The 19,690-nt window shown below is 71.6% G+C and carries 15 protein-coding genes; 9 read left to right on the top strand and 6 right to left on the bottom strand.

Translation table 11 applies throughout. The annotated features are described in order from the left end of the window. Positions 1–41 precede the first annotated feature (41 nt). From FKR81_RS31740 to FKR81_RS31705, 8 genes are read left to right on the top strand one after another with little or no spacing between them, the layout of a single operon-like run. Positions 42–902, top strand: coding sequence for a hypothetical protein (locus tag FKR81_RS31740; RefSeq protein ID WP_186763285.1), 861 nt, complete (start codon positions 42–44; stop codon positions 900–902). After that, positions 899–2,485 carry a HEAT repeat domain-containing protein gene (locus tag FKR81_RS31735; protein WP_186763284.1) on the top strand — a complete coding sequence of 529 codons (1,587 nt, stop codon included), beginning with the start codon at positions 899–901 and terminating at the stop codon, positions 2,483–2,485. Before FKR81_RS31740 ends, FKR81_RS31735 begins: the two co-directional genes overlap by 4 nt. Beyond that, positions 2,482–4,110 (top strand): hypothetical protein, encoded by a 1,629-nt coding sequence (locus FKR81_RS31730; RefSeq protein ID WP_146357593.1) that lies wholly within the window; start codon positions 2,482–2,484, stop codon positions 4,108–4,110. Before FKR81_RS31735 ends, FKR81_RS31730 begins: the two co-directional genes overlap by 4 nt. Further along, entirely contained in the window at positions 4,056–9,107 is a 5,052-nt protein-coding gene (locus FKR81_RS31725) for a CHAT domain-containing protein (protein ID WP_146357591.1), read from the top strand. The genes FKR81_RS31730 and FKR81_RS31725 overlap by 55 nt, the downstream gene beginning before the upstream one ends. Continuing rightward, positions 9,104–9,328: a hypothetical protein gene (locus FKR81_RS31720; RefSeq protein WP_146357589.1), complete on the top strand. Its 225-nt coding sequence runs from the start codon at positions 9,104–9,106 to the stop codon at positions 9,326–9,328. Before FKR81_RS31725 ends, FKR81_RS31720 begins: the two co-directional genes overlap by 4 nt. After that, a complete protein-coding gene (locus FKR81_RS31715; protein ID WP_146357587.1) occupies positions 9,325–9,738 on the top strand; it encodes a nucleotide exchange factor GrpE in 414 nt (137 codons plus the stop codon). Before FKR81_RS31720 ends, FKR81_RS31715 begins: the two co-directional genes overlap by 4 nt. Next, positions 9,735–11,834 carry an Hsp70 family protein gene (locus FKR81_RS31710; RefSeq protein WP_146357585.1) on the top strand — a complete coding sequence of 700 codons (2,100 nt, stop codon included), beginning with the start codon at positions 9,735–9,737 and terminating at the stop codon, positions 11,832–11,834. The genes FKR81_RS31715 and FKR81_RS31710 overlap by 4 nt, the downstream gene beginning before the upstream one ends. Continuing rightward, a complete protein-coding gene (locus FKR81_RS31705) occupies positions 11,831–13,360 on the top strand; it encodes an Hsp70 family protein (RefSeq protein ID WP_146357583.1) in 1,530 nt (509 codons plus the stop codon). The genes FKR81_RS31710 and FKR81_RS31705 overlap by 4 nt, the downstream gene beginning before the upstream one ends. On the opposite strand, the gene FKR81_RS46070 is transcribed toward FKR81_RS31705, so the two are convergent. The 5 genes from FKR81_RS46070 to FKR81_RS45850 form a co-directional block, all read right to left on the bottom strand. Continuing rightward, on the bottom strand, positions 13,308–13,475 hold the full coding sequence (locus FKR81_RS46070; protein ID WP_146357722.1) for a hypothetical protein: 168 nt from the start codon (positions 13,473–13,475) through the stop codon (positions 13,308–13,310). The two genes, FKR81_RS31705 and FKR81_RS46070, sit on opposite strands and share 53 nt — an antisense overlap. A 211-nt stretch (positions 13,476–13,686) precedes the next feature. Next, a complete protein-coding gene (locus tag FKR81_RS31695) occupies positions 13,687–14,076 on the bottom strand; it encodes a hypothetical protein (RefSeq protein ID WP_146357581.1) in 390 nt (129 codons plus the stop codon). Between the two features lie 53 nt (positions 14,077–14,129). Beyond that, positions 14,130–14,708, bottom strand: a complete 579-nt coding sequence (locus FKR81_RS31690) for a nitrile hydratase subunit alpha (RefSeq protein WP_146357579.1) — start codon at positions 14,706–14,708, stop codon at positions 14,130–14,132. Beyond that, positions 14,705–14,947 (bottom strand): SH3-like domain-containing protein, encoded by a 243-nt coding sequence (locus FKR81_RS45855; RefSeq protein WP_222598469.1) that lies wholly within the window; start codon positions 14,945–14,947, stop codon positions 14,705–14,707. Before FKR81_RS45855 ends, FKR81_RS31690 begins: the two co-directional genes overlap by 4 nt. Then, complete coding sequence (locus tag FKR81_RS45850; RefSeq protein ID WP_146357576.1) at positions 14,940–15,227, bottom strand: SH3-like domain-containing protein; 288 nt, start codon at positions 15,225–15,227, stop codon at positions 14,940–14,942. The genes FKR81_RS45855 and FKR81_RS45850 overlap by 8 nt, the downstream gene beginning before the upstream one ends. A 114-nt stretch (positions 15,228–15,341) precedes the next feature. Between FKR81_RS45850 and FKR81_RS31675 the strand changes: the two genes are divergently transcribed. Next, the gene (locus FKR81_RS31675) at positions 15,342–17,681 is read left to right on the top strand and encodes a chitinase C-terminal domain-containing protein (RefSeq protein WP_146357574.1); all 2,340 of its coding nucleotides are present in this window, start codon (positions 15,342–15,344) and stop codon (positions 17,679–17,681) included. Position 17,682: 1 nt separating this feature from the next. Here FKR81_RS31675 and FKR81_RS31670 read toward each other — a convergent pair whose 3' ends face one another. Further along, complete coding sequence (locus FKR81_RS31670; RefSeq protein ID WP_146357572.1) at positions 17,683–19,623, bottom strand: M28 family peptidase; 1,941 nt, start codon at positions 19,621–19,623, stop codon at positions 17,683–17,685. Positions 19,624–19,690: the final 67 nt, after the last annotated feature.

Raw genomic sequence — 19,690 nt, 5'->3', positions numbered from 1 at the left:
CCGCTGCGCCCTGGTCACGATCCGTCGAGGTGCTGAATCACGTGACCGGGAGTCGCGTCGGTGCCGCTGTGCGGATATTGCGCGCGCAGATTCGCGCGTTCACCGCGAATTTCCCTGAATGGCGGCTCAACCGCGCGAACCGCGAGGAGTGGGTCGAGCGCACGGCTGTCCTGCTGGTGCTCGGCCTGGTCAGCGGACGGTGCGGGTGCGGTCACCACGCCCGGATCTGCCGGCCGCGGCAGACGCGGTGCGCGTGCTGCGTTCGCGGGCACGCGCTCAGGTCGTGGGTGCCCGGCGAGATGTCGCTCGGCGAGTTCGTCTCGATCGCCGTGCACGGCAGCCCCGAGCTGCGCGGTGCGGTGTGGGGGGACGTGTTCGGCCGCAGCATGCTCCGGCCCGTGCTCGACCGGGCAGGCCTGGAGCCGCTGGTCATCGCGGACGCCGAGGTGCGCCGGTGCGCGGCGTGCGGGCGGCGGTTCGAAGGAGCTGACACCTGCGGCGAGTGCGGGACGCCCGACGACCCGGCGGTCAACCGGCGCGAGGTCGCGCGGCACGTGCTGCTCTACCCGCGCGCCGGCGGGTACCGGAAGGTGCGGCGGGTGCTGTGCCACTCGTGCGGCGGGTACTTCGACACCGCGCGGGTCGACGCCGGTGAGGGATGTCCGCTGGAGGCCTGCGGCTCCAAGCTGCAGATGCGGTGCGGGACGCGCGGGTGCGGGCGGTGGCGTGCGGTCGACGAGCTGACCGTCCCTTGTGCCGGGTGCGATGAGCTGTTCTCCGTGCGATGCCACGAATGCGACGCGAGCCGCGTTGCAGGGGAGGACTGCGGGCACGGGTTGGGGGACGCCATCGACGAACGCCGGTTGCGGTTGTGCCGGACCCAGGAGGTGTGGGTGCGATGACGCGTCCGTTCGTCGCGGAGAGCCGCGGTCTGCTGTCCACCGCCCCGGTGCGGCTGCCCGGTCGTGAGCTCCGCACGTCCGACACCGCGTGGATCGACCTGCTCGGCCGCGCCGACTCGCTGATGGTGACGGTCTTCCCCCTCGACGACGGCCAGGACTTCGACGGCCTGTGGGTGGTGGCCGCGCAACCGGGTGGCCGTTGCCACTACGAACGTCTCGACCGCAACGGCCAGTGCGTCGTGCGCGGCCTGCGTCCCGGCAGCTGGGACGTCGGGCTGCTGGAAGCCGAACACGAGCCGCAGGTCGCGACGACCGCTCCGGCTCCTGAGTTCGGCACGCTGCTCGACGCGATCTCCGACGAGGACCCGATCGCCTGCTGCGAAGCACTCGACGCGCTGCGGGACGCGGCGCGCGGTGAGACGTGGTCGGCGATCGACATCGAGCCGGTCGTGGCGCAGCTCAGTGCCAACGGCGAGGCGATCGTGCGCAAAGCGGCTGCCGAGCTGTTGGGCGAGGTCGGCGGGCCGTCCGCGGCGCCACCGTTGCTGGCGGCCGTCGACGACCCGGTGTGGTTCGTGCAGCACGCGGCCGTCGTGAGCCTCGGACTGGTCGGCGCGGCGGAGATCTCCTCGACGCTGCAGGACGTTCGCGGTGACGCGGGTCGCGACCCGGCGGTGCGCGAGGCGGCCGAGGAGGTGCTGGCCCGCCTCGGCCAGGTCGTGCACAGCGGGTGGGAGGTGCACCGGCCGTCCGCGGACCCGGTGTTCGCCGACCCGCCCGCGCCGGTGCACCCCGCGCGGACGGCGGCGGCCGCGGCGCGGTTGCTGCACCGGATCGACCTGCCGGCCGGTGTCGTCGTCGAACAGGACGGCGTCGCGCTGCTGGTGAACCCGCACCCGTCCGATCGCGGCACGGTCGTGGTCGCGGTGCGGCCGGGTGACGAGGTGGCCGGGCTGATCGGCTCGCTGTGGTCGCTCGGGCCCGACGCGCACGTGCACTCGGGGCGCTTCGACGAGCTCGCCCAGCTCCGGCTGCCCGGTGTCGCCGCGACGATGGGGTACGACCTGCGGATCATGGGGGAGCGCAGCACCAGGAGCGTCCACGATCTCGTCGCTAGCTCCGCGCCCGTGACGGTGCGCAACGCCGCGGGTGACGCGGAACCGGCCACGCTGCTCGTGGTGTCCGATCAGGACGGTCGCACCGTCACGATCCGGCGCACCGGTGGGGACGTGGTCGTCGCCGAGGTCGACGGGCTGGGCATCACCGACCGCAGGATGGTGGCCAGGCTGCCGATCCGGACCGCCGCACACCACCTGCTGCTGGCTCCGTTGCGCTGGAACCACCGGACCGACCGCTGCGAGGCGCGGCTGCGGCTGCTCGACAGCGACGTCGTCGTCGGTGACTGCTGCCTGGAGGTCTGGGGACCAGGCGACCTCGAACCCGAGCTGGCCGACAACGTCACCGCGTCGGTCCCGCGCGCCGACCCCGACACCGCGGCGGTGTGGACGGCGCTGGCCGCGGAACCCGGACTGCACCCGCGCATCACCACGGCCATCCGCACGGCGCCGCGGGGGGACTGGTGAGCGAGCCGCACGCGGAAGCACTCCGCCTGCTCGAACGCGACGACCGCGAGCACGCGGTCGAGCTGCTCGTCGACGCGCACCGCACCGACCCAGCCGACTTCCGGGTCACCCACGCGCTGGCACTGATGACGTTGTGGCAGCTGGTGAACGGCGGCGAGGACGACTGGCGGCTGTGCATCGGGCTGTGGGCGAACCTGCTGGCGGACTCCGGTTTCTGGGCGTGGTTCACGACGGACGCCGCCCGCCGCTACCGCACGGAGGTGCCGTCGGCGGAGGTCGATGCCGTGCGCGACCGGCTGGAGCACTGGCTGCACGACACCGTGACGCGCGGCGCGAACAGCGGCACGGCCGCGCTGCTCGCACTGGAGGTGCGCGCGGCCCGGCTGGTCGCCGTGCGCGGCGGAATCCCCGCTGGGGCGACGAAGAAGAAGATCCCTTGTGGACCGTTGCTCATCGACCACCTCGAGCTGCACGACGAGTGCCGCGAGCTCGTCGCCCGGCTGAACGCCTCACGTGACGAGCGGAACCGGCGCACCGCCAAGTACTTCTCGCAGCTCGGTCCGGCGCGGATGCTGCTCGACCAGGGTGCGCCGCTGGCCGCGCTGACCAGCCTGGAGGACCTGCGGTGCGCGGACTGCCCCGCGTCCGGTGAGCCGCCCCGGCTGTGCCGCACCGGTTGCCCGGCGTTCGCGCGGCAGAACCCGGCGTACGCGCACGCGGTCGGTGGCCGCAAGAAGCTGCGCGCCGAGGCCGTCGCGATGACGGTCGAGGCGCACCTGAGCGTCGCGGAGACCGCGGTCACCGCGCCGGAACCGGATCTGCGCACCGCCGGTCAGCACTGGACGGCGGCCATCCGGCAGGGCGCGGACGAGCAGTTCCGCTGCCACGTCACGGACATCGTGCTCCCGCGGGCGCGGTTCTTCCTGCAGAAGCGGCGTTACGACGACGCGATCGACGTGCTCACCGCGGTACCGGTCGGTACGGCCGAGGCGGTGTTCGGCGCTGATTTCGGTGAGGTGACGCGCATGCTGAGCGAGCTGCTGGCGCAGCGCGGTGTCCAGCGCGCCGACCCGGACGCCCTGTCCGCGCTCGCGGACCTGCGCCGGGCGGCCGAGCTGAACCCGTTGTCCTGGTACGCGTGCCGCAATCTGGTCGTCCTGCTGCAGAACGCGGCGACGCAGAGCATCCCGGCCGATCCCGCCGACGCCGACTTCGGGCACGCACTCGTGCTGATGGACGAGGCGCGGACGGTGCTCCGCGCGTTCCCCCGCGCGGGCAAGGACACCGAGATCGGCGAGCTGATGGAGCAGCTGGCGAGCGCCATCGGCGGCATGCACAACGCGCAGGCGCTCAACGCGCACGAGCGGGGCGACCACGACCACGCGCTGGAGGTCATCGGCCGAGCGCTGACGGAACGGCCGGGTGACTCCACGATGCTGATGAGCCAGGCCATGATCAAGCAGGCGAAGGCGTTCCAGAACCGCGCACGGCAGGCGACCGCGCGCCTGCAGCCGCCGGTCGTCCGGCCGGCTGAGGTCCAACGCCCCGCGCCCCGGCCGAAGCAGAGCTGGTGGCGGAAGACCTGGGCGAAGATCAGGTACTGGGTGTTCGGGGCCGCCAGGTGAACGAGTACGAAGAGCTCCGCATCCGCGTCTCCGAGATCGGCCGCAACCGCTACCTCGTGCTGGCGAACGGCCCGTCGTCGGCGGCCGCGGTGACGCGCGTGCCACGCGACAACGGGTTCCGCGCGTCGTTCGAACGCCTGCTGGACGAGGAGTTCCGCCGCGTCGAACGCGCGGAGCTCTCGGTGCACCAACGGGTTCGCGAGCTGGGGGAGCGGCTGTTCGGCGTGCTGTTCCCCGAACCGGTCGCGGCGTGCCTGTTCGAGAGCGCGCGCCGGGCCGAGGAGCACCGCCGGTCGCTGCGGGTGCGGTTCGAGCTGCCGTCCGCGCTCGCGGACCTGCCGATCGAGGTGCTCTGCCCGCCGCTGCCGTACCGCAGGCTGGCAGGCGACACGCGGTTCTCGCTCACCAGGTCACTGCCCGGCGGCGGGTTGTCGCCCGGCCGGTTGCCGACGCCGTCGAGCAGGCCGTCGCGGTTCCGCGTGCTGGTCGTGGTCGCCGAGCCGCAGGACGGGTCGCTCGACCTCGGCGCGGAGGTGTCCGCGTTGCAGGAGACCATGTTGCGCGGCGCGCACCCGGCCGCGGTGGTGACCGAGGTGCTCGGCTGGGCGCCCGACCGCAAGCGGCGCACCAGGCCGACGCTCGCGAACCTGCGCGCCGCGCTGGCCAAGCACACCGAGATGCCCGCGGCGGTCGTCGTGCTCGGGCACGGCACCGGTGGCGACGGCACCCGCGGCGGCCGGGTGTTCCTGGAGAACAAGGACGGCTCGCCGGACCCGATCGCGGGCGACCGGCTCGCCGCCGAGCTCGCGGCCGCGCAGAACGTGCGCCTGGTCGTGCTGAACCTCTGCGCGGGCGCGGAAGGCGCACCGGCCGCACCCGCGGTCGCGGACGAGCTGATCGCCGGTGGTGTGCCCGCCGTGGTGGCGATGCAGGCGGACGTCAGCAACGTCGCCGCCGCGCGGTTCACGCCGTCGCTCTTCGCCGCGCTGGCCACGAACGGCTCGCTCGACGAGGCGGTCGCACAGGCCCGCAACGACATGGTCAACGTGCTCGACGACACCACGATGGAGTGGGCGACGCCGGTGCTGTCGCTGCACCAGCAGTGCCGCCACACGTGGCTGTTCAAGGCGGTCAAGGTCGTCAACCAGGGCGTCGTGCCGCACGACCCGCTCGCACGCGGCCACCAGGCGATGTCCGATGTGGACGATCCGACGGACGGGGTCGTCCGCCTGGAGTCGCTGGTCGAGGCGAGCCGGTTCGCGCGGCTGCGCGGTGACTGGAACCAGGTCGTCCGCTACGCCGACATGGGCCGCGACGACCACCCGGAGCCGTTGGAGTGGCTGGCCCAGGAGGGACGGCTGGAGCAGGTCGCCGACCGGTTCAAGATGATCGGCGAGCTGCTCGGGCGCAACGACGTCACCGCGGCGGAGTCGTTGCTCGACGGTGTGCAGCACGCGGTGCCGGAGCAGGTGTTCGACTGCGTGGCGACCGAGGTCGGGCTGGCGGCGAAGGCGGCCACCGCGCTGCGTGCCGCCGGGCAGGCCGCTGAGGCGTGCGCGTGGGAGTCGGTGATCGCGTACTGCGACGAGATCACCGCGGACCTGCCGGACGGCTACCGGGACGCGGTGGCGTTGCGCGAGCGGGCGCTCGACGAGCAGAACCTGGCCGTGCTGTTCGAGCGCGCGTCCGAGCACCGCGACGCCGGTGACTGGGCCGCCGCGGCGGCCGCGTTCGACGCGGTGCTGCACACCCGGCCGGACGGCTACCGCGACGCCGGGCCGTGGCGCGCCTACTGCCACGGCCGCGTCCGCGAGGCGGTGAAGGACGTGGCCGGCGCGATCGAGGCGTACGCGTCGGCCGGTGACGTCGCGGACGCGATCGGGCGCGAGGCGCTGTGCCGCGGGCACCAGGCCGACGGGACGTGGGCGGCCGCGGTGGAGTGCTACGAGACCGCCGCCGACCGCGGTGTGGACGCCGGGCTGGCGCTGCCGTACGCACGGGGCAGGGCCGCCGCCGATCGCGGTGACTTCGCCGACGCGGCGAAGATCTTCCACGAGCTGCCCGACCAGTACCGCGACGTGCGCGTGCACGTGCGGTTCGCTGACGGCAGGGTCGCGTTCGACGCCGGGCTGTGGCCGTCTGTGCTGGACGCGTTGCACCTGCTGCCACCGGGTTTCCAGCACGGCGAGGTGAGCCGCATGCGCGGGCTCGCCCGTGCCCGCATCGCCGAGGAACGAAGCGACTGGCAGGCCGTCGTCGAGGCGCTGCACGGACTCGACGATGACGACGAGATCGCGCTGCTGCGCGCCATCGCGCTCGGCCGCGCCGCCGACGCGCGCGACGACCACCGCGCGTTGGTCGACGCCTACCGCTCGATCCCGCCGCCCACCGAGGAGCTGGCTGGACTGTTCGGCTACGCGACGGGCCGGGTCGCCGAGAACGACGGCGACCTCCCGGCCGCGCTGGAGGCTTACGAACGGGTTCCGGACGGCGTCAAGGACGTCGTGTCGAGGCGGGACCTGGTGCGCGGCCGGATGGCGGAGGACGCGGGCGACTGGCCCGAGGCCGAGCGCTGGTTCGCCGGACTGCCCGCCGGTCTCGCCGAGTCCGGTCCGCGAGCCGGGTACGCGGTCGTTCGCGCGGCGCTCGACCGCGAGGACTGGGTCGCCGCCGCGACGGCAGCCGAGGCGCTCGGCGGGTTCCGCGACGCGAAAGCGCTTGCGCGGTACGCCGGAGCGCGCATCTCCGAGTCCACTGAGGACTGGGCGGCAGCCGTCGAGCTGTACACCGGCTGCCACCACGCGGACGCCGACGTCCGGCTCGGCTACGCGCGGGCGCGGGCGCTGGAGACCGGCGGCCGCTGGGACGAGGCGCTGGAGAGCTACGGGCAGCTGCCCGACGACCACGCCGACGTGCCCGCGCGACGCGCGCTGCTCACCGAGCTGATGGCGTCGTTCGGCTGGACGCGGCGCCTGCGCGAGGCCTCGCTGGTGCCGGACCCGAGCGCCGAGGTGGAGGAGGACTTCCCGTACCGGGTGCTCGCGCCGCTCGGCATCGGGCCGGACGCGTCCATGCCGGAGATCAAGGACGTCGAGATGCGGGCGATGCGGGAGAACGTGGCCGCCGCCATCGGTGTCGCGGCGACGTTCCGGTCGTGGGACAAGCGGCTCCCGGTCGACGCCGACCTCTACCCGATCCGCGACGCGGAGACGTTGCGCCGCGCGTTCGGCGCGTTGACCGAGGGCGAGCCGTCGAACCTGTTCGAGCGGCTGTGCGCGGCGGCGCCGAGCGACGCGCCGCTGCTGACGCTGCTGCACGTCGGACGTCACCAGGCGATCACCGCCTGGGAGGAGCTGCTGCGCGCGGACCCGGCGGACACCGTCACCGCGCACTGCCTCGCGATCGCACATCGGTGGGCGGCAAGGGATCTCGATCGCGCGGAGGCGTGGGAGCACGGCCGCCAGGCGTGGCAGCGGTGCATCGGGATGTGGGTCACGACGCTCGGCGACGAGGAGTACTGGGAGCGCTGGCGGCAGGGGCGCTCGCTGCGCTACCGCTTCATGGTGCCGGTGCTGGAGATCCGCGCGCTGCGCCGCCGGATGCTCGAGCACCTGACCGGCGAGCTGCACGCCGCGGCCGAGAAGCACGACCGGGACGGCCGTCCGGCGCTGGCCGCGCACTACCGCGCGCTCGGCCTCACGGTGCGGGTGGAGCGGCTGGGCAGGGACGTGCTCGCCGAGCTGGCGGAGCGGACGACGGTGGCCGGAGTGCTCGGCGGGCCTGCGTTCCAGCGCGTCGCCGGGCTGTCGGACGCACTGGCCAGGCTGGCCGCGGACCTGGTGCGGCGGGCCGATCGCACACCGTCCGAAGAGGACGGTGAGGCGGTGTCCGCCGAGCTGGTCACGCGGTTGTGCGCGGCGTTCTCCCGACTCGCGCCCGCGCGGGCATTGCTGGAGGACGGCCGTCCGGAGCGGGCGCTCGCGATGCTGCCGGAACGGCCCAAGGCGGGTTTCGCCGAGGCGAACCGGAGCTGCGGCTGCACCGGCGGCGAATGCGAGACGTGCCGGGCGTTCCTCGACACGGACCCCGCCTACACCTACCTCGGCGGCCGGGAGGCGCGGCTGTGGCAGGACTCCGCGCGCATCGCGGTGCGCTGCCACATCGACATCGCCCGCGCAGCGGTGGCGGGCGAAGAGGAGTCCGGTGTGGACACCGCCGTCCGGTCGCTGCGCACCGCTTTGCAGATGGCGGGAAGCGCCGGCCTCGCCGCGCGCGCCCGCCGGGAGATCGCCGAGTTCGTGGACGCGTCCGTGGAGGCGATGACCCCTCCGGGACCGGGCCGCGTGCAACGGCCGCAGCGCGCGGTCGAGCTGGTCGAACGGGTCCGCGAGATCCCCGGCCTGCGCACGGACGACCTGCTCCGGCGCGCGCACGCCGAGGCCCTGTACCGGCGGGCGCAGGCGATCATGCTGGAGGTCGTCGACCTCGCGTTCGACTTCTCGTTCGACTACGACCAGGCGATCGACGACCTGCGGCTGGCGATCGAGCTGAACCCGGCGACGATGATGGCGCGCGTCGGCCTCGCGCACACGCTGGTGCAGCGGTCGATGGACCGGCCGTGGGCGGGCGGGCACGCGGTGGCGCTCGCCGAGGCGCTGACCGTGCTGACCGGTGGCCTGCGCTCGGCGCCGGGCATGATCCAGTTGCTGGAGGCACTGGAGACCGCGGCCGACCAGGTGCGTTCGGTGATCTACGGAACGATGACGCCGGACGAGCTGATGCGGCTCGAACCGGGTGCGCACCGGCCGGACGAGGCCCGCTCGGTGACGGCGGTCCGGCTCGCGAAGAGCGCGCTCGCCGAGGCGGACCTGATGTCCGCGCTGCTGCTCGCGGTGGACGCCGTCGCCGCCGACCCCAAGGAGATCTTCGCCCAGCGCACGCTCACCGAGCTCGTGCGGCGCTGGGCCGCGAGCCAGTCCGATGGGAGCACACCGTGAAAGATCCACTCACCGCGTGGGACGGGCCGTTCCCGTACGACGTGTTCGCGGACATCGGCATCACGCCGGAGTCGTCGCACGCGGAGGTGCAGAACGCGTCGTTCAAGCTGCTGCGGGACAACAGGTTCACCCACGAGGCGCGGGTGGCGTGGGACGAGCTGAGGCTGCGCGACCGCAGGCTCTTCGTCGACCTGTTCGTGTTCCCGGGAGGTGACCGGTGACCGACGAGTACAGCAGGCTGGCGCGCGGGATGCTGGAGCGCCTCGAGCTGCGCGACGAGCTGGAAGAGCTGCTGCAGTCGCTGATACCGGTGCTCGACTCGTTCGACCGGATCGACGCGCACGCGCGCGGCGGGTGGTCGCCGGACAACCCGGCCGCGCTGCTCACGACCGTGGGGCGGCTCGGCAGCCAGCTCAGGGGCGCGCTGGGGGAGGCGGGGCTGGTGGTGTTCGGCGAACCGGGCGACACCGTCGACCTCAGCCGCTACGAAGTCGTTGGTGTCGCACGAGATTCTGACGCCGCGAAGGACACCGTCGTCGAGGTGGTGCGCCGGGGCTACCAGCGGGACGGCAGGGTCTTCCGGCCCGCCGAGGTGATCGTCGCGGGACAGGAAGAGGAGCCACGTCCATGAAGGCAATCGGCATCGACCTCGGGACCACCAACTCGGTGGCGGCCGTCCACTACCCGGACCGCAAGACGACAGAAGTCCTGCAGGTGGACGCGAAACCGCACACACCGTCCGTGGTCGGCGTGCGCACGCGCAAGAACGGCGACGAGTACGCCGTCGTCGGCGAGGACGCGGTGCACGGCGCGAAGGACTCGACCACGACGGTGTTCTCCGTCAAGCGGCTGATGGGCCGGACGGTCGGCGAGCCGCAGGTCGCCGAGGTGAGCAAGCGGTTCGACTACGAGATCGTCCCGGCGTCCGAGACGGACCCGACGGCCGCGATCCGGATGGGCAAGGAGGTCCGGACGCCCACCGAGATCTCCAGCCTGATCCTGCACAAGATCAAGCAGGACGTCGGCAGGGGACTCGGCACCGAGGTCACGCACGCGGTGATCACCGTGCCCGCCTACTTCGAGATCGCCCAGCGCGCGGCGACCAGGCAGGCGGCCGAGGCGGCGGGCCTGGTGGTGAAGCGGCTGATCGACGAGCCGACCGCGGCGGCGATCGCGTACGGCGTGCGCGAGGTGGGGACGACCGGCAAGCGCGTGCTGGTCTACGACCTGGGTGGCGGCACGTTCGACATCTCGCTGCTGCAGATGGTGCAGGACGGCGACGGCCGCAACCACCTCCAGGTCGCCGGTGCCGCCGGCGACAACTGGCTCGGCGGCGACGACTTCGACCACCTGATCGTCGACCACGTGCTCGACCAGATCCGCGCCGAGTACGGCGAGCCGATGCTGGACCAGAAGTTCCGCAGGCTGCTCAAGGAGAGCGCGGAGCAGGTGAAGCGCAGGCTGGGGCAGAGCGAGTTCGCCGAGGTGAACATCCCCGGCGCGTTCCGCACCTCGCCGGACGGGCCGCTGGTGGACGTGTTCTACGAGGTCACCAGGGAAGAGGTCAAGCGGCTCATCGCGCCGCTCGTGGCGCGGACCATGGCGCTGGTGGACAGCGTGCTCGCGGAGGGCAACTTCACGCCGGAGGACATCACCGACGTGCTGCTGGTCGGCGGGTCGACGCTCACCACGTCCGTCCGCGAGGCCGTCGTCAGCCGGTTCGGCGCGGACAAGGTGCGGATGGACAAGCCGATGGAGTGCGTCGCGCTCGGTGCGGCGATCCTCGCCGACGCGGTGAGCGGCCTCGAGTGCCCGTCGTGCGGGACCGTCAACGACGACGAGTCCGAGAACTGCTCGAAGTGCAAGAACTCCTTGCACGGCGCGATGTCCGCGTCCGGGCTGGTGATCTACGAGCAGACGACGATGGCGCTGGGCATCGCGGCCGTCGACGGCGACAACCCGGATGCGTTCGTCGAGATCATCCCGAAGGGCACGCAGTACCCGCTGACGAAGCCGATGACGAAGGTGTTCACCGCGGCGGGCCGTCAGGTGCGCGTGCCGGTGCACGAGGGCGTGCACAAGATCGCCAGCAAGAACCGCGTGCAGGGCGTCATCGAGGTCGAGCTGCCGGAGGGCCTCGAGCCCAACAGCGACGTCGAGGTGAGCTTCAACTACGACGGCGACCGCGTCGTCACCGTCGTGGTCCGCGTGCCGGGGACGACGTTCGTGCAGTCGGCGACGTTGCACCCGAAGGCGGTGGAGAACGGCTCGCCAGCACCTCAGGAGGAGTCAACGGAGGAGCTGGAGCGGGCCATCGACATCGTCGAGATGTTCGTCGCCAAGTACGACTCCTACATCGAGCCGTGGCACCGCGACCGGATCAAGTCGCGGCTGCACAACGCGAAGGACGCGTTCCGCAGGCAGGACGACAAGGAGCAGCGCCGCTACGCCGGCCTGCTCTACCGCGACCTGGACACGAGCGGCCTCGCGACCACGTTGTACTACGCGGACATCGTCGCCGAACGCGCCGAGCCCGCCGAGTGCGAGAACATCCGCCGCAAGGCGCAGGAGGTGCGGCAGGCGCACGAGCAGAAGAACGACGCGCGGCGCGCGTTGTCCGAGAAGGTGCTGGGTGAGCTGATCCAGCGGGAGCTGCGCAAGCAGAGCGGTGGCGCGCTGGCCGACCCCAGCGACCTGCTCCGGACGAAGAACCCTTCTGCTCGATGAACGCAGTCGCTGGTATCGACGTCGGCAGCCTCGGGCTGCGGGTCGCGTGGTCCGGTCAGGACGGCGCGCCGGTGGATCTCGCCGTGCCGTCGGACGAACCGTGGGTCGTCGCGCGGCTGAGGCCCGGCGCGGTCGACTTCGTCCCGGTCAAGCAGCAGCGCTCACCGGAGGCGGTGCGGCAGCTGGTCACCGCTCTGGTGTCGGTGCGGGAGCGCGTCGTCGCGGAGTCCGGAATGGACGTTCGCCGTGCCGTGCTGACCGTGCCCGCCCGGATGGACTCGCGGGACCGCGGCGCGCTGCGCGAGGCGGCGCGGTCGGCCGGGTTCCCGGAAGTGCACCTGATCAACGACTCGGTCGCGGCGGTGCTCGCCTCGGAGGGCTCGGGCGCGCGGACCGTGCTCGTGTACTCCATGGGGCACAGCGGTTTCGAGGTCGGCCTGGTCCGGGTCGCCAGGAGCCAGGTGCGGGTGCTCGGCCACATCGGCGCGGACACGCCGAGCGGCGACCACTTCGACCGGCAGCTGCTGACCGCGTGGCTGCAGGCGCTGCGCGGGTCCGAGTTAGCCGCGATCCAGCTGTGGGACGCCGACGAGTGGACGCGGCAGCGGTACGTTGCCGCGCGGGTGAAGGAACAGCTCGCCGCGGGCACGGAGGTGTCCGGCTGGCCGTCACCCGCCGACTTCCTCGCCTTGGTGGCCGACCTGGTAGGCAAGACGGCCGCGCGCGTCCGCGAAGTCCTCTCGGAGACGGACCTCCTGGTCCGCGACATCGACACGGTGCTGCTCGTCGGCGGGTCGACCGCCCTGTCCGCGGTACCCGCTGTGCTGCACGCGGAGGTCGGCCAGCCGGGAGTGCCGACATCGGCCTTCCACCTCGCGCGCGGAGCCGCGGTGTACGGGGCTCAGCTGGGTGACGCGCCTGCGGCCGTGCCGCAGGACTCGGAGTTCATCGACACCGAGCCGTCGCAGAGCGCGGCGGTGGCACTGCCCGTTCCGCGCACGGATCCGCTGTCCGCGGCCAGGAGCCTGTGGTCGGCGGGCAACGCGGCCGAGGCCCGCCGCGTGCTGACGGACCTGATCGACGAGGCCGTCCGCCTGCGCGCCGAGATAGACGCCGCCCCCGCGGTGAAGTCGAACAGCGCACACCGCACGCTGGAACGCGCCGGCCGCCTGCTGGAGAACGGCAGCCTGGCCAAGGCCGTGCAGGACTCCCACCTGGCGTGGCAGATGGCAGCGGACGACAACGACGTGTTCCGCCAGATGATCGACATCCACCTGCGCGCGGCCCGCGCTGCCGCCGGTCCCCAGGGCTATCCGGCAGCACGTGAATGGCTGAAGTGCGCGGAGAGCCACGCCCGGTTCAACGAGGAGGTCGTCACCGAGCTGTTCGAGCGCAACCTGGCTCAGGCCCGCTTCCTGCACTCACGCGGCCACCGCGCGGACGCCGCCGAGCTGCTGGAGGAGTGCCGCAAGTTCAAACCGGACGATCCTGGTGTGGTGGCGCTGGACGCGGAGATGGCGGTGTGACCGCGTTTCTCGCTCTGGTGAACGTGATGCCCGCGATGACGAGCGCCGCGCCCACGGCGGTGTGCCAGCCGAGTGGTTCGCCGAGGAAGGCGAAGCCGAAGAAGGTCGACCACAGCGGGAACGTGGCGCTGTGTCAGGCCGTGCGCCGCACATTGGTCACGCCGTGCATTTCACGTGGTGCGGCCTGCGGCTCGCTGAAGGTGCCGGTTTTGTCGGTGCCGGTGGCCAGGCTGGATTCGGGGGCGTCGCGATCTCGCCGCTGGAAGTGAGCAGACCCCCGAATGCAAGCGTACTCAGGGGTACCGACAAGTCTCGCGATCGTTTGCTCAGACGGCGTCTGGCACGCGACGGTTCTGGTCGCACCGCTTGAACAGGTAGTGGCACAGCGCCCACCCCTGCTGCGCGTAGTGCGTGACGACAGACCCGGTCAACAGGTCCCACCCCTCGCGGCAGACGGCGTTCAGGTCGTACCCGGTCATGATCACGAGCTCGAGCACGAGGTCGCCGCGGTCGTACGCCATGCGGGCATAGCCTGCGGGCGACTCGTAGAAGGCGCGTTGCGCGTCCTGGGCCTGCCTGGCCAGTTCTTCTTGCCGCCTGAGCTCGATCTCCTCAGCGCTCGGGTTGTACCGCTTGTGCCAATCCGCCCAGAACTCCTCGGAAGCCTTCTCGTGCGCCGCTTCCTCTTCGGCTGACCGCTTCTGAAACCACGCCACGTGGGCCTCCCGCGAACTCGCTGGTCTGCATGTCGTCGGAGACCGTCCATCCGCTACACCGGCGCGACGCCGATCAGCCCGTTGCGCGTCACGAGCCCGGCCAGCCGCTCCTCATCCCAGCCCTCAGTCCCACCGGGCCGCATGGGCAACACCATGTACCGAGTCTCGGCGTTGGCGTCCCACACCGCGATCTCCCCGTCAGGCGAGAACCCGAACGACTCGAGCACCCCACGAGGATCCCGAACCACCTGAGCCCGATAAGCCGGACTCTTGTACCAGGTGGGCGAGGGCCCCAGCAGCGCAATGGGATAGCAGGAGCACAGGGTGCAAACCACGACGTTGTGCACCGCAGGAGTGTTCTCCACGACGCAAAGCCGCTGCACCTGCAACCCGCCACCCATGGACAACCCGACGTCCGCCAACGCGGCCCCGGCATCGTCCAGCAACCGTGCCCGGAACTCGTCGGACACCCACGCCCGAGCGACGATCCGAGCCCCGTTCGCCGGAGAAGCCCGCGCGAGGAACGCCTCCAACGCCCGATCGAGCTCGACGGGATCGACCAGCCCGCGCGACTCGAGCAACGCCTCGACGTGCCGGACCCGAGCGGCGAGAGGAGAGCTGGAATGCGTCACGTCAGGTACTCCTCCCACATCGACAACGTCACCGAGTGCGACCCGGCGCCGAACAACTCGGAGGCGGAGAACCGCACGGTGTAGACGGGCTGCACCACCACAGCCCCCTGAGCTCGAGCGTCGGCCAGCGGCCACCTGCCCTCGACACCGACGACCGTGCCCGCACACCCGCGCGCATACGCGGGCAGCCGGGTGTGATGAGGAACCGCGGCAGCAGAGGTCCGCACCCGATCACCCACCTGGAACATGGTCCACCTCGTCAGCGCTCAACACGCCCTTGCGCACCAGCAGAGCGCACATGGCGTTGAACCAGTTCTCGTAGTAGGACGAGGTCAGGTAGCCGGGCAGCTGCTCGACCGCGTCGCGGAACTCGTCGAGGTTGTAGACGCCGCCCGCGACCAGGGCGCGGTTCATGGCGAACACGTGTGCTTCCCAGTCGGAGTGGAACGGCGGCTCGTCCGGCTCCTCCACGATCGGGCCGAAGCCGTCCGCTCCGCCGACGTCGTGCATTCGGCTCATGCCCCAGCTTCCCACACCCGCGGCTAGTGCGATTGGTCTATACCCATTGACACGCAACGCCATCGGGTTTCACGCTGAAGCCCCAGGCCGCCTCCCTGTGCAGGAGGTTTCGGCGTGCGCAAGAAACTACTCGCTCTGCTCGCGCTGCTCGTCGCACTCACCGGCCTGGTCGTCATCTCGGAGCGGCCCTCCAGTGCGGCTGGCCACGAGGACTGCAGACCGGACGGCCTGTACCGCACTCCGGGCGTGGACGTCCCGTACTGCACCGCCTACGACACGAACGGGCGGGAGCTGTTGGGCGCCAACCGTTCCCGGCGCGTCATCGGGTACTTCACCAGCTGGCGCACGGGCAAGAACGGGGCGCCCGCGTACCTGCCAAAGGACATCCCGTGGTCCAAGGTCACGCACCTCAACTACGCGTTCGCGCACATCGACGCGCAGAACCGGATCTCGGTCGGCACCGCGGGCCCGAACAACGAGTCGATCGGCATGGAGTGGCCGGGCGTGCCCGGCGCCGAGATGGACCCGAGCCTGTCCTACAAGGGTCACTTCAACCAGCTGACCAAGTTCAAGAAGCAGAACCCGAGCGTGAAGACGCTGATCTCGATCGGCGGCTGGGCCGAGACGGGCGGCGTGCTCAACCCGGACGGCACGCGCACGGCGACCGGCGGGTTCTACAAGATGGCGCAGAGCCAGGCGTCGATCAACACGTTCGCCGACTCGGTCGTGACGTTCCTGCGCACGTACGGCTTCAACGGCGCGGACATCGACTACGAGTACGCCACGTCGAACAACTACGCGGGCAACCCGGACGACTTCTGGATCTCCAACCCCAACCGCGGCAACCTGTGGCAGGGCTACGAGAACCTGATGCGCACGCTGCGCGACAAGCTCGACCGGGCTGGCGCGGCGGACGGCAAGCACTACCTGCTCACCGCGGCGGTGCCCGCGTCCGGGTGGCTGCTGCGCGGCCAGGAGGTCTACGGCGTCACCCGCTACCTCGACTACGTCAACGCCATGAGCTACGACCTGCACGGGTCGTGGAACCACTTCGTCGGCCCGAACGCCGCGCTGTACGACAACGGCCAGGACGCCGAGCTCGCGCACTGGCAGGTGTACACGACGCCGCAGTACGACGGGCAGGGCTACCTCAACACCGACTGGGCGTACCACTACTTCCGCGGCGCGATGCCCGCGGGCCGGATCAACATCGGCGTGCCGTTTTACACGCGCGGCTGGCAGGGCGTCACCGGTGGCACGAACGGGTTGTGGGGCCGCTCGGCCCTGCCCAACCAGTCGCAGTGCCCGCCGGGGACCGGCGGCACGGTGGGCTCGACGGTGCCGTGCGGCAACGGCGCCATCGGCATCGACAACCTGTGGCACGACTACACCGCGGGCGGGCTCGAGGTGCCGAGCGGCGTGAACCCCATGTGGCACGCCAAGAACCTGGAGAACAAGATCCAGGGCGACTACCTCACCGCGTACGGCCTCGACCCGGTCAACGACCCGACCGACCGGCTCACCGGCACCTACGCCCGCAACTACAACAGCACGATGGTCACGCCGTGGCTGTGGAACAACGACAAGAAGGTCTACCTGTCCACTGAGGACGACGTGTCCATCGCGGCGAAGGCGAAGTACGTGGCGGACAAGGGTCTCGGCGGCATCATGATCTGGGAGCTCGCCGGCGACTACGCGTTCAACAGCACCAAGGGCCAGTACTTCATGGGCGACACGCTGCTCACGAAGATCAACGACGGCCTGCGCGGCGCCGCGCCGTACGGCAACCTCAAGGCCGGTCGCACGATGCCGACGGCCACGCTCGACGTCAGCGTCGGCGTCTCCGGGTTCGCGCTGGGCGACAACAACTACCCGATCAACCCGAAGATGCGGATCACCAACAACTCCACCACCACGATCCCCGGCGGCACGCGCGTCGAGTTCGACTACGGCACCAGCGCGCCGGGCAGCATGACCGACCAGTCCGGCTTCGGGCTGGCCGTCACCGCCAAGGGCCACAGCGGCAGCAACTCCGGCGGCCTGCGCGGCGACTTCCAGCACGTGACCGTGACGCTGCCCAGCTGGCAGTCGCTCGCACCGGGCGCGAGCGTCGACATCGCGCTGAACTACTACATGCCGATCTCCACGCCGTCGAACTTCACGTTCACCTTCGGCGGCACGAGCTACCGGATCACCGCGGACCTGCCGCGCGGCAGCACCGGCACCCCGCCGACCTCGACGTCGACGTCCACCTCAACCACAACAACAACCACAACCACGACGACAACGACGACCACCACTCCTCCCAGTGGCGGCGCGTGGGCCCCGAACACGGCGTACGCGACCGGCGCGCGGGTGACCTACAACGGGCTCGCCTACCGCTGCAGGCAGGCCCACACGTCCCTGGTCGGCTGGGAACCCCCGAACGTCCCGGCACTCTGGGAACGCGTCTGAGTCAGATCTCCAGCCTGACGAGGGCGAACGTCGCGTTGCCCCACGTCTCGACGTCGATCGCGGGTGCGATGCCGTTCTCGTCAGGCTGGGGACCGGACGCGGGCAGCCCGTCGGAACGGTCCGCGACGCGCATCCGCACCGGCGTGGTGGCGACGTCGAGCTCGAGCCGGAAACCCTGCTCTGGCACGGCGTGCAGCCACAGGTCCCACACCTCACCGGGCGCGCCCGTCTTGGCCTGTTCGGCGGTGACGGCGTGTCCGTCGACGGCCCAGCGCAGCACGCCGCCGTCCGGGACGGAGATCGACATCTGCCGCGCGCCCCTGGGTGAGCGGATCTCCAGCGACACCCGCCGGTGGTGGCCGATCGGCTGTTCGGCCACCACCCGGACGACCGGTGCTGGCAGGTCCAGCACCGGGGCGGGAGCGTGCAGCAGCTCCCGCTTCCAGCCGGGGAAGTACTCGGGCAGCCGGGCGCTGACCGGGTGGTCGCCGAGCGCGTCGCGCGTCCACTCGGCCGGTTTCGCGTCGCTGCTCAGCCACAGCGCGGTTCCTTTGTCGGCGTCGAGCAGGTAGCTGAGCGTGGCGGGACGCGGTCGCGCCTCGCCCGGCAGCACCGCCCGGACGGCGAGTGCGGCGCCGGTGGCCGCGGCGGCCACCGCGAGCGATCTCCTGATCCCGCGCGGCAGTCTGCCGATCACGGGGGCCGCCTGTTCGCCCAGCAGCTGCAGGACGATCGCCGACGTGCCCGCCATGCGCGGCGTCAGGCCCTGGAACAGCAGGCGGGACAACGGAGCCAGCACGAGCGCGCCGCCGACCGGACCGCCGAGCAGCGGCCACACCGCGAGATAGCTGGCACCGGGAAGCATCTTGGCGAGCACGACGGACGCCACCGCCAGCGGCAGGCGCGTGGCGGCTCCACGCCTGCGGTGGGCACCGCCGAGGAGGCTGCCCGCGGCCGACAACGCGACGACGGCGCCGTAGACCTTGCCGGAGTCGTGGAAGTCGCCGCCGCGACGGAACTCCGGGCTGGCCTTGCCGAGCAGCCAGGTGAGGCCGGTCGCGCCGAGAGCACCGGCGGCGAGCCGTGCGGCGAGCGCGCCGATTCCCTTGAACTTCGGTCTGCTGGTCAGTGCGGTGCACACGGCCAGCGGTAGCGCGGCGGCCACCGGGTAGCGCACCATGGTTCCGTTGCCCACGGAGAAGAACACGTCGTTTCCACCGGTCCGCTGGCCGGGTTCGTCCAACGCCCTGACGAGGCCGAGCGCGAGGTCGCCGTGCTGCCGGAGCACGCGGCGGTCGACGTTGCCGATGTGGTCCAGCGGACCGTGGTAGTGCACGAACCCGCCGATGTGCGCGAAGTTGAGGCCGGGGACGCCGTGTTCCTTGCTGACCGCGAAGTCCGTGGAGTTGTACATGCGCTGGTAGACCTCGTCGAACAACGAGCTCGCCACCACCGGCAGCCGCGTGCCCGCCAGCTTCCTGATCAGCGGCCGGCTGCCCGGTGAGGTCTCGAACATCAGCACCGGCCCGCGGTCACCGCGCGCCTCGAAGTTCAGCACCACGTCGATCGTGCGCGCGAGCGGGTGCTCGGCGAAGAACGCCCGCGCGCCGAGCAGCCCGGCCTCCTCGCCGTCGGTGAGCACGACGAGCACGTCCCGGCGCGGCGGGTCCTCGGTCAGCACGCGGACCGCCTCGAGGATCGCGCACACCGGAACGCCCGCGTCGTTGGCGCCAGGTCCCTGCGCGACGGAGTCGTAGTGCGACATCAGGGCGACCGCCCCGCGTTCGGTGCCCTCGAGCCGCGCGACGATGTTGCGGACCCGGCCCGCGCCCAGGTACCTGGGCCCGTACGGGGTGGGCACGCTGTGCCCCATCCCGACGGTGTCCTGCACCTCGACGTCGAGGCCCATCGAGGTCAGCTGCTCGACCAAGTAGTCGCGCACCTCGTCGTGGGGGGCCCCGCCCCCCGGGGGGCGGGGGCGGGGGGAGGCCTGCACGGGCGCGGGCCCC

Source organism: Lentzea tibetensis (assembly GCF_007845675.1).
Lineage (GTDB): Bacteria > Actinomycetota > Actinomycetes > Mycobacteriales > Pseudonocardiaceae > Lentzea > Lentzea tibetensis.
The sequence above is the reverse complement of the archived record's forward strand: the minus strand, read 5'-3'. Positions and strand labels throughout refer to the sequence as shown.

Excerpts from the sequence above, each read along its gene's own strand:
- FKR81_RS45850 (WP_146357576.1), bottom strand. The coding sequence starts at position 15,227 with ATGAGCCGAATGCACGACGTCGGCGGAGCGGACGGCTTCGGCCCGATC.
- FKR81_RS31710 (WP_146357585.1), top strand. The coding sequence starts at position 9,735 with ATGAAGGCAATCGGCATCGACCTCGGGACCACCAACTCGGTGGCGGCC.
- FKR81_RS31705 (WP_146357583.1), top strand. The coding sequence starts at position 11,831 with ATGAACGCAGTCGCTGGTATCGACGTCGGCAGCCTCGGGCTGCGGGTC.
- FKR81_RS31735 (WP_186763284.1), top strand. The coding sequence starts at position 899 with ATGACGCGTCCGTTCGTCGCGGAGAGCCGCGGTCTGCTGTCCACCGCC.